Annotated in this window: 17 protein-coding genes and 2 tRNA genes; all 19 read left to right on the top strand. The window is 35.7% G+C overall.

All coding sequences use genetic code 11. The annotated features are described in order from the left end of the window. Positions 1-849, top strand: coding sequence for a pur operon repressor (gene purR, locus MRBLBA3_RS14045; RefSeq protein WP_000702477.1), 849 nt, complete (start codon positions 1-3; stop codon positions 847-849). A 123-nt stretch (positions 850-972) separates the two neighbouring features. Beyond that, positions 973-1,347, top strand: a complete 375-nt coding sequence (locus tag MRBLBA3_RS14040) for a RidA family protein (RefSeq protein ID WP_000869819.1) — start codon at positions 973-975, stop codon at positions 1,345-1,347. A 152-nt stretch (positions 1,348-1,499) separates the two neighbouring features. Next, on the top strand, positions 1,500-1,793 hold the full coding sequence (spoVG, locus tag MRBLBA3_RS14035) for a septation regulator SpoVG (protein ID WP_000454042.1): 294 nt from the start codon (positions 1,500-1,502) through the stop codon (positions 1,791-1,793). A 322-nt stretch (positions 1,794-2,115) separates the two neighbouring features. Next, complete coding sequence (glmU, locus tag MRBLBA3_RS14030; RefSeq protein WP_000071044.1) at positions 2,116-3,495, top strand: bifunctional UDP-N-acetylglucosamine diphosphorylase/glucosamine-1-phosphate N-acetyltransferase GlmU; 1,380 nt, start codon at positions 2,116-2,118, stop codon at positions 3,493-3,495. Between the two features lie 18 nt (positions 3,496-3,513). Beyond that, positions 3,514-4,467 (top strand): ribose-phosphate diphosphokinase, encoded by a 954-nt coding sequence (locus MRBLBA3_RS14025; RefSeq protein ID WP_000107420.1) that lies wholly within the window; start codon positions 3,514-3,516, stop codon positions 4,465-4,467. Positions 4,468-4,540: 73 nt separating this feature from the next. Then, a complete protein-coding gene (gene pth / locus MRBLBA3_RS14020) occupies positions 4,541-5,101 on the top strand; it encodes an aminoacyl-tRNA hydrolase (RefSeq protein WP_000767700.1) in 561 nt (186 codons plus the stop codon). A 70-nt stretch (positions 5,102-5,171) separates the two neighbouring features. Further along, the gene (locus tag MRBLBA3_RS14015) at positions 5,172-5,396 is read left to right on the top strand and encodes an anti-sigma-F factor Fin (protein ID WP_000399437.1); all 225 of its coding nucleotides are present in this window, start codon (positions 5,172-5,174) and stop codon (positions 5,394-5,396) included. Positions 5,397-5,501: 105 nt separating this feature from the next. Next, positions 5,502-9,032, top strand: coding sequence for a transcription-repair coupling factor (gene mfd / locus MRBLBA3_RS14010; RefSeq protein WP_000579694.1), 3,531 nt, complete (start codon positions 5,502-5,504; stop codon positions 9,030-9,032). Between the two features lie 136 nt (positions 9,033-9,168). Then, positions 9,169-9,705, top strand: coding sequence for a stage V sporulation protein T (gene spoVT, locus MRBLBA3_RS14005; protein WP_000648311.1), 537 nt, complete (start codon positions 9,169-9,171; stop codon positions 9,703-9,705). 231 nt (positions 9,706-9,936) lie between these two features. After that, a complete protein-coding gene (locus tag MRBLBA3_RS14000) occupies positions 9,937-11,538 on the top strand; it encodes a putative polysaccharide biosynthesis protein (RefSeq protein WP_363381755.1) in 1,602 nt (533 codons plus the stop codon). A gap of 12 nt (positions 11,539-11,550) precedes the next feature. Next, positions 11,551-13,011, top strand: coding sequence for a nucleoside triphosphate pyrophosphohydrolase (gene mazG, locus MRBLBA3_RS13995; RefSeq protein ID WP_000014249.1), 1,461 nt, complete (start codon positions 11,551-11,553; stop codon positions 13,009-13,011). Positions 13,012-13,025: 14 nt separating this feature from the next. Continuing rightward, complete coding sequence (locus tag MRBLBA3_RS13990) at positions 13,026-13,301, top strand: RNA-binding S4 domain-containing protein (RefSeq protein ID WP_001234880.1); 276 nt, start codon at positions 13,026-13,028, stop codon at positions 13,299-13,301. A 58-nt stretch (positions 13,302-13,359) separates the two neighbouring features. After that, a complete protein-coding gene (yabP, locus tag MRBLBA3_RS13985; protein ID WP_001059100.1) occupies positions 13,360-13,668 on the top strand; it encodes a sporulation protein YabP in 309 nt (102 codons plus the stop codon). Then, positions 13,665-14,318, top strand: a complete 654-nt coding sequence (gene yabQ / locus MRBLBA3_RS13980) for a spore cortex biosynthesis protein YabQ (protein ID WP_000059774.1) — start codon at positions 13,665-13,667, stop codon at positions 14,316-14,318. Before yabP ends, yabQ begins: the two co-directional genes overlap by 4 nt. Beyond that, positions 14,315-14,674 (top strand): cell division protein DivIC, encoded by a 360-nt coding sequence (divIC, locus tag MRBLBA3_RS13975; protein ID WP_001208735.1) that lies wholly within the window; start codon positions 14,315-14,317, stop codon positions 14,672-14,674. Before yabQ ends, divIC begins: the two co-directional genes overlap by 4 nt. Positions 14,675-14,761: 87 nt before the next feature. Then, a complete protein-coding gene (locus MRBLBA3_RS13970) occupies positions 14,762-15,250 on the top strand; it encodes a S1 domain-containing RNA-binding protein (RefSeq protein ID WP_000021449.1) in 489 nt (162 codons plus the stop codon). 158 nt (positions 15,251-15,408) lie between these two features. After that, a tRNA-Met gene (locus tag MRBLBA3_RS13965) sits at positions 15,409-15,482 on the top strand. A gap of 13 nt (positions 15,483-15,495) precedes the next feature. Further along, positions 15,496-15,567, top strand: a tRNA-Glu gene (locus MRBLBA3_RS13960). Positions 15,568-15,825: 258 nt separating this feature from the next. Next, positions 15,826-18,297, top strand: a complete 2,472-nt coding sequence (gene spoIIE, locus MRBLBA3_RS13955) for a stage II sporulation protein E (RefSeq protein WP_044740325.1) — start codon at positions 15,826-15,828, stop codon at positions 18,295-18,297. Positions 18,298-18,489: the final 192 nt, after the last annotated feature.

Here is an 18,489-nt window from a genome sequence, read left to right as displayed (position 1 = left end):
ATGAAAATTAGACGAAGTACAAGATTGGTCGATATGACTTATTACTTGCTACAAAATCCTCGTCAGCTAGTTTCTCTCACTTTTTTTGCTGAAAGGTATCAATCGGCTAAATCATCCATTAGTGAAGATTTAGTTATTATTAAGCAAACGTTTGAACAACAAGGGGTCGGCACATTGCAAACGATACCAGGAGCAGCAGGAGGAGTGAAATATATTCCCTATATAAGTGAAGAAGAGGCAAATCTGATTATTAATGAGCTTTGTAGCTTATTTGAAAATCCAGATCGTATTTTGCCTGGCGGTTACTTATATATGACGGATCTTTTAAGTAATCCTCGCCAGATTAATGGTGCGGGTCGTTTATTTGCTTCCGTTTTTGCTAGACAACCAATTGATGCGGTTATGACCGTAGCGACAAAAGGAATTCCACTTGCTTATGCAGTGGCGAATTACTTAGATGTACCGGTGGTAATTGCGAGAAAAGATAATAAGGTAACAGAAGGACCCACTGTTAGTATTAACTATGTATCAGGTTCCTCTAAGCGAATCCAAACGATGACTTTAGCAAAGCGTAGCCTTCCAGAAGGATCTAATGTTTTAATTATTGATGATTTCATGAAAGCTGGCGGAACCATTCAAGGTATGATGAGCATGCTAGAAGAGTTTAAAGCTAACGTTGTTGGAATTGGTGTATTAGTAGAATCTACGGATATCGAAGAAAGACTTATTAATAACTTTGTATCATTAATTCGTCTGTCAGAAGTTGATGTGAAAGAAAAAGCGATTCAAGTGGAGAAGGGGAATTATTCGCTTGCGCCATTTAAAGAAGGAATTGTAGAGGCTGAGTAAAAAGGGTAAAGCAGATAGCTTTATCTTTTTTTATTCTATTTATAAATTATAAAATAGGTGGACAAACTGCTTTTCGTGCACTATTTTTAAAGAGTAAAAATAAATAATAAAAGGGTGAAAAGTATGAAAGTTGTTCAAACAAGCAAAGCGCCACAAGCAATCGGACCATATTCACAAGGGATTATTGTAAATAATATGTTCTATAGTTCGGGACAAATCCCGTTAACAGCAAGTGGAGAACTTGTAACGGGGGATGTAACAGTACAAACAGAGCAAGTATTTGAAAATTTACAAGCAGTATTAGCAGAAGCTGGTGCTTCATTTGATACAGTGGTAAAAACAACAGTATTCTTAAAGGATATGGATGATTTTAATGCGGTTAATGAAGTATATGGTTCTTATTTCTCTACTCATAAACCAGCGCGTTCTTGTGTACAAGTAGCAAAATTACCGAAAGATGTTTCTGTTGAAATCGAAGTAATCGCCCTAGTTAAGTAACACTTTGTAAGCGATAACCTCTACTAATCTCTATATTCAACTACAATAAAAATTTTTATCTTAAAAATTTTTAAAAAATTAAAGGGAAAATAGAAATTTTGTGGAATTTATACAAATATATCGCTTATTTAGAAAAGGGTGGTGAACACAAGATGGAAGTGACTGACGTAAGATTACGCCGCGTAAACACAGAAGGCCGCATGAGAGCAATTGCCTCTATTACTCTAGACCATGAATTTGTTGTTCATGATATTCGTGTAATTGATGGTAATAATGGATTATTTGTAGCAATGCCAAGTAAACGTACTCCAGATGGAGAATTCCGTGACATTGCACATCCAATTAATTCTAATACACGCTCTAAAATTCAAGATGCGGTTTTAACAGAGTATCATCGTTTAGGCGAGTTAGAAGAGGTTGAGTTTGAAGAAGCAGGCGCTTCGTAAAATTCGAATGAAAAGGGCTTTTGAGAGAAAGCCTTATAATTTTGTAGCAAACTCCTGTAAGCATTTACAGGAGTTTGTTTTTTTGTGGTTATATATATTTCTCATTTGGAAAATTCTAAATTTATTAAAATGAAGAGAAAAACTTCTAATTTTTTCAAAATCATTTTAAATAGTATAGCTTATTTCTTGAAAAAGATACTAAAGAGTAAAACATCGTATAAGAATTATGGTAAAATTTAATAGTTATAATGTGTTTCTTGAAATATATGATGATTTAGGATAATATCGTTAATGGATAAATAGGTTGCGATGGAGGGTCTATATGTCAAACAGATTTGCAGTGATTCTAGCTGCGGGTAAAGGCACACGTATGAAGTCCAAGCTATACAAAGTGCTACATCCTGTATGTGGAAAACCAATGGTACAACATGTAGTCGATCAAGTATCTCAATTAGGGATGCAGAAACTTGTAACAGTCGTTGGACATGGTGCTGAAATGGTACAAGAACAGCTAGGAAACGTAAGTGAGTTTGCATTACAAGCAGAACAACTTGGTACAGCACATGCTGTCGATCAAGCTGCAAATGTACTTGCAAATGAAGAAGGAACAACTTTAGTTATTTGTGGTGATACACCTCTAATAACTGCTGAAACGATGGAAGCATTGCTTCAGCAACACGAGGAAGCGGGAGCAATGGCAACGGTACTAACAGCGTACATAGAAGAGCCTGCTGGATATGGCCGTATCGTTCGTAATGAGAATGGTCATGTTGAAAAGATTGTTGAGCATAAGGATGCAAATGAAAAAGAATTAGCTATTAAAGAAATTAATACGGGTACGTATTGTTTTGATAATAAAGCTCTATTTGCTTCACTTTCTAAAGTTTCAAATGATAATGTACAGGGCGAATATTACCTTCCGGACGTTATTGAAATTTTAAAAAATGAAGGTCATATTGTATCAGCTTATCAAACAGAGCACTTCGATGAAACGTTAGGTGTTAACGACAGAGTCGCTCTATCGCAAGCGGAAATTATTATGAAAAACCGTATTAACCGAAAGAACATGGTAAATGGTGTTACAATTATTGATCCAAGTAACACATACATTTCTGCTGATGCGATTATTGGCAGTGATACAGTTCTTCACCCAGGAACAATTATTGAGGGTAACACTGTAATTGGTTCTGATTGTGAAATTGGACCACATACAGTAATTCGCGACAGTGAAATTGGAGAGCGTACGGTAATTCGTCAATCTACTGTACATGACAGCAAACTTGGTACAGAAGTATCAGTTGGTCCATTTGCACATATTCGCCCAGATTCAGTTATTGGAGATGAAGTGCGCGTTGGAAACTTCGTAGAAATCAAAAAAACTGTTTTTGGTAATAGAAGTAAAGCTTCACACTTAAGCTATATCGGGGATGCACAAATTGGAGAAGACGTGAATCTTGGTTGTGGTTCAATTACGGTGAACTACGACGGAAAGAATAAATTTAAAACTGTGATTGGTAATGGGGTATTTATTGGATGTAATTCAAATCTTGTTGCTCCTGTAACAGTTGAAGATGGTGCTTATGTGGCAGCAGGCTCTACAATTACAGAGAATGTTCCATCAAAAGCATTATCAGTAGCACGTGCACGTCAAGTTAACAAAGAAGACTATGTTGATCAATTGCTGAATAAGAAAAAATCATAATGTGGAGGGTTAATCTAGATGTCGACTCAATATCTAAATTCTAATTTGAAAGTATTCTCTTTAAACTCTAATAAGGAACTTGCTGAGCAAATCGCAAAGCATATTGGAGTAGGACTAGGAAAATGTTCTGTTGATCGTTTTAGTGATGGAGAAGTTCAAATTAACATTGAAGAAAGTATTCGTGGTTGCGATGTATTCATTATTCAATCTACAAGCTTCCCAGTAAACGAACATATCATGGAATTACTTATTATGATTGATGCATTAAAACGTGCATCTGCAAAAACAATTAATATTGTTATTCCTTACTATGGTTATGCGCGTCAAGACCGTAAAGCGCGTTCTCGTGAACCAATTACATCGAAACTTGTAGCAAACTTGCTTGAAACAGCAGGTGCAACTCGTGTAATCACTCTAGATTTACATGCTCCACAAATTCAAGGATTCTTTGATATCCCAATCGACCACTTAATGGGTGTACCGATTCTTTCAGATTACTTTGAAACAAAAGGTCTTAAAGATATCGTAATCGTATCTCCTGATCACGGTGGCGTAACTCGTGCTAGAAAAATGGCAGACCGCCTAAAAGCGCCAATCGCTATTATTGATAAGCGTCGTCCTCGTCCGAATGTATCGGAAGTAATGAACATTATCGGTAACATCGAAGGCAAAACAGCAATTTTAATTGATGACATCATTGATACAGCTGGTACAATTACATTAGCGGCAAACGCTCTTGTTGAGAACGGTGCTTCTGAAGTATATGCTTGCTGTACACACCCAGTATTATCTGGCCCGGCAATTGAGCGTATTCAAAATTCGAATATTAAAGAGTTAGTTGTAACGAACTCTATCGTATTACCAGAAGAAAAGAAAATTGATAAAGTACATGAACTTTCAGTTGCTCCATTAATCGGAGAAGCAATCATTCGTGTATACGAAGAAGAATCAGTAAGTGTATTATTCAATTAATTGGATAGAATGAGACGTAACCAAGATTGGTTACGTCTTTTCGTATCGAAAAAAGAAAGTAGTGGTACAAAGAATGAAATTAATAGTAGGACTTGGGAACCCAGGTAGAGAATATGAATTAACAAGGCATAATATTGGGTTTATGGCGATTGATGAACTTGCCAAGCGTTGGAATATTTCTTTGAATGAACAAAAATTCAAAGGGCTATTTGGTGCAGGCTTTGTTAATGGGGAAAAGGTAATCTTATTAAAGCCACTTACATATATGAATTTATCTGGGGAAAGTATCCGTCCACTCATGGATTATTATAAAATTGATGTCGAGGACTTCATCGTCATGTATGATGATTTAGATATTCCTGTAGGTAAATTACGCCTTCGCATGAAAGGAAGTGCAGGTGGACATAATGGTGTGAAATCAACAATTTCACATTTAGGAACACAAGAATTTCAACGCATCCGCATGGGAATCGATCGTCCGAAAAATGGGATGAAAGTAGTGGATTATGTATTAGGACGTTTTACGTCTGAAGAACTTCCTGGTGTCAATCAATCCATTGAAAAGACAGCAGATGCATGTGAAGAGTGGTTAAATAAACCATTTCTCCAAATCATGAATACTTTTAATAGTTAAGCGTATAATCTGGAATATTTTATTTTGCTTTAACCCATACTAGTAGTAACTGGATATTTAGGAGGCTAGTATGGAAGGGTATTATTACTGCAGACATTGCGAGAGTAATGTAGGCTCCGTTACCGTAGAAAAAGTATATAGCGACGTTTTGCTTCAACTAACAGAGCAAGAAGTAGTGGATATGATTCATTTTCATGAGAATGGAAATATATATATAAAAACGATTTGTGAATCGTGTCAAGAAACGCTCGCATCTTATCCTGAGTATTATGAATATGAAAAATTTCTGCAATAAAATGTTGTCGCTTTGGCATGTCCAAAGCATTTTTCTGTTTTCTTTTTCCAAAATATTTGCATAAAATATAGTAACTTGCTCTTTATGTTGAGAGGAGTTTTGATAATGATAGGTTTATTAGAGCAGTTTTATAAAAATGAAGAGATACAATCGGTTATTAATGGGCTAGAAGATGGGTTGAAAGAGCAACTTATATCGGGTATGGCAACATCTTCTCGTTCATTATTAATGGCAGCTTTATATAAAAAAACAAAAAAATCGCAACTAATTGTGACGCACAATTTATACCAAGCACAAAAAGTACATGAAGATTTAGTGGCTTTACTTGGTGAAAAAGATGTGTGGTTATACCCCGTAAATGAATTGATAGCATCGGAAATCGGTGTTGCAAGTCCAGAATTGAAGGCGCAGCGTATTGAAGTGTTAAATCGCTTGGCGGCGGGAGAGAATGGGATTATTGTAGCGCCAGTTGCAGGGCTACGTAGATTTTTACCAATAAAAGAATTATGGAAGCAAAGGCAAATTGAAATCAATCTAGGGCAAGAGATTGATTTAGATGCACTTTTGCATACTTTACATCATATTGGCTACGAGCGTAAGTCAATGGTAGAAGCTCCAGGAGAGTTCAGTTTACGCGGGGGAATATTAGATATTTACCCATTAACGGAAGAATTACCATTTCGTATTGAATTCTTCGATACAGAAGTCGATTCTATTCGATTGTTTGATGTGGATGAACAGCGCTCTCAAGATAAAAAGGAAAGTGTTAAGTTCGGTCCAGCAACAGAGTTTTTATTTTCACAGGAAGAATTGAAATCGGGAATTAAGCATCTTGAAGAAGGTTTGACTAAGACGATGCAAAAGCTTTCCGATGATAAATTAAAGACTACAGTACTTGAGACGGTAAGTCATGAAATTGAGATGTTGAAAAACGGGCAAAGTATAGAACAAATGTTTAAATATTTATCTATTTTCTATAAAGAACCTGCTAGTCTGATAGATTATTTACCAGAAGATGGTGTTGTGATTTTAGATGAAATTTCCCGTATTCAAGAAACGGCATCACATCTCGAAACAGAAGAAGCGGAATGGTATATATCACTTCTTGGTGAAGGAACAATTATTCAGGACTTATCTTTCTCCCACTCATTTGAGGAGTTTCTTCATCATAAAAAAAGAAGTTTTGTATATTTAACGTTATTCTTGCGCCATATAGCACATACACATCCACAAAATATTGTGAATGTGACATGTAAAACAATGCAAGATTTCCACGGACAGATGCAGTTGTTAAAAACTGAAATTGATAGATGGAATGAAGGGCATTTTACGACCGTTGTGCTCGGAACAGATGATGAACGTGTAAAAAAACTACAACATATTTTAAGTGATTATGATATTGAGGCAGACATTGTAGAGGCGACAGATATTTTATTGCCTGGAAGGTTACAAATTGCTGTGGGTGATTTACATGCAGGGTTTGAAATGCCGATGCAAAAGCTTGTTGTTATTACTGAAAAGGAGCTTTTTCATAAGAAGGTTAAAAAATCACAACGTAAGCAAAAGTTATCTAACGCTGAACGTATTAAAAGTTATTCGGAATTAAAAGTTGGAGACTATGTAGTTCATGTAAATCATGGTATAGGTAAATTTTTAGGTATTGAGACATTAGAGATTAATGGTGTTCATAAAGATTATTTAAATATTAAATATCAAGGTAATGATAAGTTATATGTTCCGATTGAACAAATTGATCAAGTGCAAAAATATGTAGGATCTGAAGGTAAGGATCCGAAAGTTTATAAATTAGGCGGGAATGATTGGAAGAAGGTTAAAACGAAAGTTGAAAAATCTGTACAAGACATTGCAGATGACCTAATTAAATTGTATGCCGAGCGCGAAGCTTCAAAAGGTTATGCATATACACCAGATACGGCAGAACAACAAGAATTTGAATCTTCTTTCCCATATCAAGAGACAGAGGATCAATTACGTTCTATTGACGAAATTAAGAAAGATATGGAACGTGGACGTCCGATGGATAGGCTTCTTTGTGGTGACGTAGGGTATGGAAAGACTGAAGTAGCCATTCGTGCGGCATTTAAAGCAATTATGGATGAAAAACAAGTTGCGATTTTAGTACCGACAACCATTCTTGCACAACAACACTATGAAACAATTCGAGAGCGTTTTCAAGATTACCCGATTAATATAGGGTTGCTAAGTAGATTCCGTACGCGGAAACAACAAAATGAAACGATTAAGGGTTTAAAAGATGGAACGGTAGATATTGTAATCGGAACACATCGTATTTTATCCAAAGATGTTACTTATAAAGATTTAGGACTTCTTATTATTGATGAGGAACAAAGATTCGGTGTTACGCATAAAGAAAAAATTAAACAATTGAAAGCAAATGTTGACGTTTTAACGTTAACGGCAACTCCGATTCCACGTACACTTCATATGTCTATGCTTGGTGTGCGTGATTTATCTGTAATTGAGACACCGCCAGAGAATAGGTTCCCAGTACAAACATATGTAGTGGAGTATAATCCAGCATTAATGCGAGAAGCGATAGAGCGAGAGCTTGCAAGAGGAGGTCAAATTTACTTCTTATATAACCGTGTGGAGGATATTGAAAGAAAAGCAGATGAAATTTCGATGTTAGTTCCAGACGCTCGTGTAACATACGCACACGGGAAAATGAATGAAAGTGAATTAGAGTCTGTTATGCTATCGTTTTTAGAGGGGCAGCATGATGTTCTTGTAAGTACAACAATTATTGAGACGGGTGTAGATATTCCGAATGTAAATACATTAATTGTATTTGATGCAGATCGTATGGGATTATCACAGTTGTATCAGCTTCGTGGTCGTGTTGGACGTTCTAATCGCGTCGCGTATGCATACTTTGCATACAAACGCGATAAAGTGTTATCGGAAGTTGCAGAGAGGCGTCTGCAGGCAATTAAAGAGTTTACAGAGCTTGGATCTGGTTTCAAAATTGCGATGAGAGATTTATCAATTCGTGGTGCAGGTAACTTGTTAGGAGCAGAACAACATGGATTTATTGATTCTGTCGGATTTGATCTATATTCTCAAATGCTAAAAGATGCAATTGAACAGCGCAGGGGAACAGACGGAGTTGAAAATACAGTTAATGTTGAAATTGATTTAGAAGTAGATGCATATTTACCAGATGCTTATATTTCAGATAGTAAACAAAAAATTATGATGTATAAACAATTTAGAGGTGTTTCTGCAATTGAGGATATTGAAGAGCTGCAGGAAGAGATGATAGATAGATTTGGTGATTATCCACAAGAAGTTGGTTATTTATTACAAATCGCAAATATTAAAGTGTTAGCAATGAAAGAACAAATTGAGTTAATTAAGCAAAATAAATTTGAAGTAACGTTCCTGTTTTCTGAACAAGCAAGCCAAAATATCGATGGTGGGAAATTATTTATGCTAGGGAATAGTTTTGGTCGTATGATTGGTCTTGGTATGGAAGGGTCACAATTGAAAATTGTTATGAAAACGAATGGATTAGAGACATCGAAATGGTTAACAATTGCTGAAAATTTATTAAAAGGCTTACCAGATGTAAAAAAAGAAGTAATAAATGCCTAATTTAAGATAAAAAATACAATTCGACGTGCATAGAAGAACTAATGTGTAAAATACTATGTTTAACAGTTGGTGATTTTTACATGAACAGGTAAATTCACCACTTTTGATCATCAGTAGAAAGTGAGGCAGCATTAGAATGAAAGCAACTGGAATCGTACGTCGAATTGATGATTTAGGCAGGGTAGTAATCCCGAAGGAAATTCGTAGAACTTTACGTATTCGAGAAGGAGACCCACTAGAAATATTTGTTGATCGCGATGGAGAAGTGATTTTGAAAAAATATTCTCCAATTAGTGAGCTAGGTAATTTTGCAAAAGAATATACGGAAGCTTTATACGATAGCTTAGGACATAATGTGCTTGTATGTGATCGTGATTCTATTATCGCAGTAGCAGGCATATCTAAAAAAGAATACTTAAATAAAAGTGTTGGCGATTTAATCGAGAAGACAATGGAAGAGCGTAAGTCTGTAATTATGACAGATGAAAGCGAAATTTCAATTATTGATGGAGTAACAGAAAAAGTGAGCTCCTATACAATTGGCCCGATTGTTGCGAATGGGGATCCAATTGGAGCTGTTGTTATCTTCTCTAAAGAGGCCATTATAAGTGAAGTAGAGCATAAGTCAGTAAATACAGCTGCAAGCTTTTTAGCGAAACAAATGGAGCAGTAGTGAAGTGTAATTTCTATAAGTAGCAATCTTTCCTAATTATGATATTTCTATTTGAGAAATTAACTATTTGGAGATATAAGTATATTGAACGAAGGTAGCGCTTTGCTACCTTTTTTCGTTGAACATTTTCAATGTTGCACGAACATATTATTACTCGTGGAGGCAAGGGAGCCTGTTCTTTTCTTTATGATATAATACGAGGGGTGAGAATAGAAAAAGGAGTTTTCTTGTATGGAAGCGAAGAAGTATCAAGCCTTTTGGCGTGGGGCTATTATATTAACAATCGCAAGTTTTGTTACGAAAGTATTAAGCGCTTTTTACCGTATTCCATATCAAAATATAGCGGGTGATATTGGTTTTTATATTTACCAACAAATTTATCCGTTTTATGGATTTTGTTTAATTTTAGCTACTTATGGGTTTCCCATTATTATTTCAAAAATGGTCGCAGAAAGATTAGAACAAGGAAAACAAAAAGAAGCGGAAGAAATTATTTGTGTATCTTTTTGGTTTTTATTAGGAATTGGATTTGTGGGGTTTTTCACATTGTTCTTCGGTGCCGAAACAATTGCATCGGCTATGGGCGATATACATTTAGATAAATTATTACGTGTTATTTCGTTTTCATTCCTACTAATGCCATTTTTATCTGTAGCGAGAGGATATTTTCAAGGATTCAATAATATGATGCCGACGGCTGTTTCGCAAGTAATTGAACAAACGATTCGTGTTTCTATTATTGTGTTTTTATCACTATTCCTTATTGCTCATGGATTTGATTTATATACAGTTGGTGCGGGTGCTATGTTAGGTTCAATTGCAGGTGGGCTTATTGGGATTATCGTACTTTTACTTTATATGCGTCATGATTTCCGGTCTATTTTCTTTAAAAGTTGGAAGAGAGTTGGAGATAAAAAAAGGATTATTAGAATCCTTTTTTGGCAGGGATTAGCGATTTGTGTTAGTAATTTAGTCCTTATTTTTATACAAATGGCGGATTCTATTTCCTTTTATACCTTGCTTATTCGCGCGGGGGAGCAAGTTGAAAATGCAAAGGTACTAAAAGGCGTTTATGATAGAAGTATCCCGCTTATGCAATTGGGTACTGTTGTGACAACTTCTTTCTCATTGTCACTTATACCTATTATTACAGCGGCGAAAGAAAGAGGAGATTTTTCCTTTATTCAAGAAAAGGTAAAGTTAGCAATGAAAATAACATTCGTTATTGGATTTGCAGCTGCTATTGGATTAACTTGTATTATTCAACCTACAAATATTATGTTGTTTGAAAATAGTGATGGATCAGATGTGTTATCGATTTTATCTTTATCTATTTTATTTAGTTCATTGTCAATTACAACTGCTTCTATCTTGCAAGGGTTGGGACAAACATTAAAACCAGCAATATTCGTTGTATTTGGAGGTTGTTTGAAGCTAGCTTTAAACTATATATTAATGCCGTATTTTGGTGTAAAGGGAGCTGCAATTGCAACTTTAGTTGCGCTTATTGTAATTGCCTTGCTAAATAGTGTGTTACTTATGCGAGCTGTATCAGATCCGCTTATTGATAAGCGGAACATGTTAGGTGTAGTTATTAGTGGTATTGGTATGGGGTTTGTATTAATAAGCTTTATGCGTGTGTTGCGAATGTCTGGATTAGTAATTGATACAGGACATAGAGGAATTGCGACGCTTGAAGCGCTGTTAGGTGTAGCTATCGGCGGATTAGCATATATGTTTTTAATTTTAAAATTACGTGTATTTACAAAAGAAGAATTAGGAACCGTTATGAAACAAGAGAAAAAAGAAGGTTCATTGAAGAAGAGTGGATAGAGGTGACTGGTTGTGAGTGGAATTATTACTATTTTAGGATTAGGTGCTGGTGAGTTAGATCAGTTAACGATGGGTGTATATCGAAAGATAAAAGAAGCGGACCATATGTTTGTTAGAACGAAGGAACATCCAGTTATAGAAGAATTGGAGAAAGAAGGCATAAAATATACTGCTTTTGACGATGTATACGAAGCGCATGATACATTTGAAATCGTATATGAAACAATCGCGAATACGTTGTTAGAACAAGCTAAAGGTACAGAAATTATTTATGCCGTTCCTGGTCATCCGCTTGTAGCAGAAAGAACAGTTCAGCTACTTTTAGAAAAAGGAGAGGTAGCAAATATTGAAGTGCGACTTGAAGGTGGACAAAGTTTCCTTGATCCGATGTTTGCGAGCCTAAAAATTGATCCGATTGAAGGATTTCAATTAATTGATGCTACATCATTTGAAAGAGGGCAATTAGAATTACGTCAACATTTAATCTTTTGCCAAGTGTATGATGCGTTTGTTGCTTCAGATGTGAAACTACCGTTAATGGAGATGTTGCCAGATGATTACGAAGTGTATATCGTAACAGCTGCAGGAACTTCATTTGAGCAAGTAAAAAAAGTGCCATTATACATGTTAGATCATGAAACGGAATTAAATAATTTAACGAGTGTATATGTACCGCCAGTTAAGGAACGTGCATCCTTGTATCAGCAGTTTGATGTGCTTAGAGCAATTATTGCTGATCTTCGTGGACCGAATGGTTGCCCGTGGGATAAAAAGCAAACTCATCAATCTTTAAAGAAATACTTAATTGAAGAAGCATATGAGGTGCTAGAAGCCATTGATGAAGAGGATGATGATCATTTAGTAGAAGAACTGGGTGATATATTATTACAAGTTATGCTTCATGCCCAAATTGGAGAGGATGAAGGTTGGTTCTCTATAGACGATATTATCCGAACTTTATCTGAGAAAATGGTTCGTCGTCACCCACATGTGTTTGGGAATACGGATGTAAATAATGCTGATGAAGTAATTGCGAATTGGGAAGAGATTAAAAAACAAGAAAAGGGATTCGTGAAAGAATCTGTTTTAACGGGTATTCCAAAAAGCTTACCGCAGCTAATGCGTGCTTATGAAATTCAGAAGAAAGCTGGAAAGGTTGGATTTGATTGGGTTGATGTGCAGCCAATGATAGAGAAAGCCTTAGAAGAATGGCAAGAATTCCAGCAAGAAGTTGTAAACATGGATGAGGAAAAGATGCTAGGTGAATTTGGTGATTTACTATTTGCATTTGTTAATATAGCTCGTCATTATAAAATAGATCCAGAAGAAGCGTTGCATTCAACTAATGAGAAATTTACCGGTCGTTTTTTATACATGGAAGCAAAAGTAGCAGAAATGAATAAAGAAATGCAAGATTTATCATTAGAACAGTTAGATGTTTTATGGGAAGAGGCCAAACAAACAGAGCGTTAATAGGGGGACTTGATATGCGTTTAGATAAGTTTTTGAAAGTGTCACGTTTAATTAAAAGAAGAACATTAGCAAAAGAAGTATCTGATCAAGGAAGAATATCCATTAATGGTCAAGTGGCAAAAGCGAGTTCAGATGTAAAGGTAGATGATGAATTAACAATTCGTTTTGGTCAAAAAATAGTAACTGTGAAAGTAAATGAATTGAAAGAAACGACTAAAAAAGAAGATGCAGCAAACATGTATAGTATAGTTCGCGAAGAAAAAGTAAAAGCGGAAGAAGGCTTGTTCTAAAATGGGTCACCCCTTCATACATTATTATTAGCTAGTATAAAGCTATGGGGGGATTTTCGTGAATAATGGTTACTCACCTATGTCTTCTAATCAACAAAATGTTTCTGTAGAGCATGATATTATCATGCGTGGCAGGCGTGTAATCGATATTACCGGTGTAAAGCAAGTGGAGAGTTTTGATAGCGAAGAGTTTTTACTGGAGACTGTAATGGGTTTTTTAACAATTCGTGGTCAAAATTTACAGATGAAGAATTTAGATGTAGAAAAGGGTGTTGTATCGATTAAAGGGAAAATTCATGAGATGCTGTATATTGATGAGAACCAAGGGGAGAAAACTAAAGGTTTCTTTAGTAAGTTGTTTAAATGAGCCTAACAATTCAGTTGTATACAATGCTTTCAATGATTGGAATGGGTGCTTGGATTGGTGCATCTTTAGATACGTATCAACGATTCTTAAAACGCCAAGAGCGTAAACGTTGGCTTGTATTTATACATGATATACTATTTTGGATTGTCCAAGCCTTATTCGTTTTTTATGTATTGCTGCTCGTGAATGAAGCTGAATTACGTATATATGTATTTTTGGCATTATTATGCGGTTTTGCGGCATATCAAAGTTTATTGAAAGCATTATACATGAAGATGTTAAATTTTCTCATCCATATTTTTGTGCAAACAATACAATTTTTTGTTCGAATTATACAGCTACTCATGATAAAACCTGTTATTATTATAGCGCAGCTATTTATTGCATTTATATTATTCTTATTTCGTGTACTGCTTTCAATTGGACGTGTGTTATGGAAAATGGCGATTTGGATATTACTTTTCATGTGGAAAGTTTTTTTCTGGCCTGTTCGATTTATTGCTTCACTCATATGGAAACTTCTCCCTAATCGTGTTAAACTTTTTATAACGAAGCATGTAGGGTTCCTGCAATATATAGCAAAGTTGAAGGGACATACCTTCCAATTATGGGAGCGTATAAAAAAGAAGTTAGGGGGACCTCGGAAATGAGGGAACTGAGACAAAGAACAATCGAAAAACAGAGTCCAAATCCTGTTAAAGAACATATAATACAAACGGATGAGAACAGGAAGCGACTTTATCGCCGTTTAGCGGTTTTTCTTGTCTTTGCTTTTACAATTATTGCGAGTATTAGTGTAACGTTTTATCAACAAAACAGTTCCATTAAAGCAAAAGAGGCAAAAGTTAAGGACATGAAAAAAGAACTGGATTCATTAACGAAAAAGGAAAAAAGTCTAAAAGACGAAGTTCAAAAGTTAAATGATGAAGAGTATGTTTTAAAGATTGCTAGAAGGGATTATTTCTTCTCCGGAAAAGGGGAGATAATTTTTCCTGTTTCTAAGTAGAGTATGTCTTATTGACACTATATTTTAGGATTATATATAATAAAGTAAAATTTGACTTTTTAACCACTAAGGAGGAGCATTTTTTTTATGTCAATCGAGGTAGGCAGCAAGTTACAGGGTAAAGTAACAGGTATTACAAATTTTGGCGCTTTTGTGGAGCTGCCAGAAGGCTTAACGGGTCTTGTTCATATTAGTGAAGTTGCTGATAATTATGTGAAAGATATTAACGATCACTTAAAAGTGGGCGACCAAGTAGAAGTAAAAGTTATTAATGTTGAAAAAGATGGAAAGATTGGTCTATCTATTAAAAAAGCGAAAGAACGCGAAAAAACAGAAGGAGATCGTCCACGTGGTGAATACCAACAACGCGGTGGTGATCAACAACGTTCTGGACGTCCACAACGTAATAATCGTTCTTTCAACAGAGATAACCGCGGTGGCGGTAACGACCGAGCTCCAAAAGAAACATTTGAGCAAAAGATGGCACGCTTTTTAAAAGATAGTGAAGATCGTTTAACTTCTTTAAAGCGTAACACAGAATCTAAACGTGGTGGCCGTGGCGCACGTCGCGGATAATAAGTCCGTTTAATTCTTAGCATATAGAGAGGTACCCAGAGTGATTACTCGGGTACTTTTTTATGTGAGAGAATATATTTTAAAAAAGTTTTTGAGATGTGTTGACTTTAAAACATATCTGATGTAAGATACTAATTGTCCGTTAAATACGACGACATGGCGGTGTAGCTCAGCTGGCTAGAGCGTACGGTTCATACCCGTGAGGTCGGGGGTTCGATCCCCTCCGCCGCTATATTTAATTTAACGGCCCGTTGGTCAAGTGGTTAAGACACCGCCCTTTCACGGCGGTAACACGGGTTCGAATCCCGTACGGGTCATCTAAAAAGATCATGCAAATTGCATGATCTTTTTTTGTTAAGTAAATTAAGACATACAACACTTCTACAAAATCACCCTATATTTTCTGAATATTCCATCGACTGCAAATAGATAAATTAAATACTGTGTATATATGTAGACTTATTTCGAATAAAACGTCGAACGATTATAAAAGTGAAAACTGTTGTTTTGACAAAAATCCCAATAATCATCTTTTATAATTACAGTAATTAAACTATGCAGGTGGTGTTAAAAATATGCCTAAAGCAGGAAGGAATACTATGAATACAAGTGCATTGGCGATGAATGAAAGTCAGCTTGGAACAATGAAGTGGACAAGTAAGTTGCGAATGAAATTTGAACAAGTTTTCTTTAGATGGGGATTCATAATTGTTGTTATTGGTTTTCTTTTGGGACGAGCATATATATTAACGAACATCTTACCTTTTGCATTGCCGTTTTTTGCTGCTGTTTATGTTATGAAGCGAGATAAAATGCCGCTCGCATTTTTAGCTCTGATGGGAGGAGCACTTTCAGTTTCGATAGATAATTTATTTTTTACTTTTGCATCTATTTTTACTTTCTTCATTTTTAATATCTTCTTTAGTCGATTTACACGTAAAACTGTTGGACTTGTACCATTCCAAGTATTTATCTCCGCATTAACCGCACATTTAGTTGTTGTATATTTTGCACAACAGACCGTCACCATGTATGACTTACTCGTTAGTACGATCGAAGCAGGACTTAGTTTCGTATTAACGATGATATTTCTGCAAAGTGTTCCACTCTTGGTGGAAAGGAAAGGGAAACAACAAGCGTTAGAAACAGAAGAAATTGTTTGTTTAATTATATTACTAGCATCTGTCTTAACAGGTACAACAGATTGGTTCGTTTATGATGCTTCTATTCAACATATTTTCACTAGATACTTAGTATTAGTATTTGCATTTATTGCTGGTGCGGCTACAGGGTCCACGGTGGGAGTCGTCACTGGATTGATATTAAGTTTAGCGAATGTGTCTAGTTTGTCTCAACTTAGCCTCCTTGCCTTTTCAGGATTGCTTGGGGGATTGTTGAAAGAAGGAAAGCGTATAGGAGTTAGTTTAGGATTATTAATTGGTACAAGTTTAATTACGTTATATGTAGACAAGCAAACAAGTATTGTAACAACCTTAATTGAATCTGGTGTGGCAATTGTGTTCTTTTTATTAACACCGAAACTTGTTATGGATCGTATTGCTAAATTTATGCCAGGTACACAAGAACACTCACAAGATCAACAACAATATTTACGAAGAATGCGCGATGTTACAGCGAATAAAATCAATCAATTTGCTAATGTATTTGCTGCTTTGTCTAATAGTTTTTCTGTATATGGGTACGTGGAAGAGGAAGATAAAGAAACAGAAGCGGATTTATTTTTAAGTACAATTACTGCAAAAACATGCCAAACGTGCTTTAAGAAGGATCAATGTTGGGTAGTTAATTTTGATAAAACGTACGATTATATGAAACAAATAATGAATGAGACAGAAGAAGGAACGCTGCAGCATAATCGGAAGTTAGTTCGTGAATGGGACAAGCATTGTGTGAGAGGGAAGAAAGTAACGGATTTAGTAGCGGGTGAACTAGATCACTTCTATGAGGGGCAGAAATTAAGAAAACAAATGAAGGAAAATCGTAGAATTGTAGCCGAGCAATTACTAGGTGTATCAAAAGTAATGGAAGACTTCGCTAAGGAGATACAACGAGAAAGAGAGAACCATCAAGCACAGGAGGAGCAGATTTTACAAGCATTTCGTGATTTTGGTGTCGAAGTGGAGCATGTTGATATTTATTGTTTAGACAGAGGAAGTATTGATATTGAAATGTTGATTCCAGCTGCATCTAATGAGCATGGAGAATGTGAGAAGTTGGTTGCGCCGATGCTTTCGGATATTTTAAAAGAAAATATCGTTGTTAAGCATGAAGAGAAATCCTCTTATCCAAATGGTCACAGTTTAATATCATTTGGTTCAGCGAAGACCTATTCTCTTGATACAGGATTGGCTACGGCTGCAAAAGGTGGTGGGTTCGTTTCAGGTGATTCCTACGCGATGATGGATTTAAGTGTTGGAAAATATGCACTTGCGATTAGTGATGGTATGGGAAATGGGCAAAGGGCTCATATGGAGAGTAGGGAAACGGTAAAATTATTACAAAAGATACTTCAATCAGGTATTGATGAGGAAATAGCGATTAAGTCCATCAATTCAATTCTTTCTTTAAGAACGACAGAGGAGATGTATACCACGCTTGACTTGGCTATGGTAGATTTACGGGATGCGAGTGCGAAGTTTTTAAAGGTTGGATCGACGCCGAGTTTTGTTAAACGCGGCAATAGTATTTTGAAAATTGAGGCAAGTAATTTACCGATAGGAATTATTGAAGATGTTGAAGTTGATGTGGTTGGTGAGCAATTAAAAACGGGCGACATTCTTATTATGATGAGCGATGGCATTTTTGAGGGAGCGCAACATGTGGAGAATCACGAGTTATGGATAAAACGTAAAATTAAAGAACTACAAACAGAGGATCCACAAGAAATAGCTGATATTATTATGGAAGAAGTAATTAGGTCTGGTGATGGCTATATAAATGATGATATGACTATTGTTGTGGCGAAAGTAAAGAAAAATATGCCGAAGTGGGCTACGATTCCGATAGTGGGAATGCAGGCGCAATAAAATAATCAAAAAAACCTAGGTATTTACCTAGGTTTTTTTGATTAAAAAGGTAATGTAATTACTTTGTTGAATCTACAGGAGGAATGTAAGATAAAAATGTGAGTTTTGTACATCTTTTTTTTGCACAATGTTTGTAAAAGTTGTACCATTATATACAGGGTAACTAATGTTGCTGTTCTTGTTTAATGAAAG

The sequence above is a fragment of the Bacillus sp. LBA3-1-1.1 genome (assembly GCF_040676495.1).
Classification (GTDB): Bacteria; Bacillota; Bacilli; order Bacillales; family Bacillaceae_G; genus Bacillus_A; species Bacillus_A nitratireducens.
The sequence above is the reverse complement of the archived record's forward strand: the minus strand, read 5'-3'. Positions and strand labels throughout refer to the sequence as shown.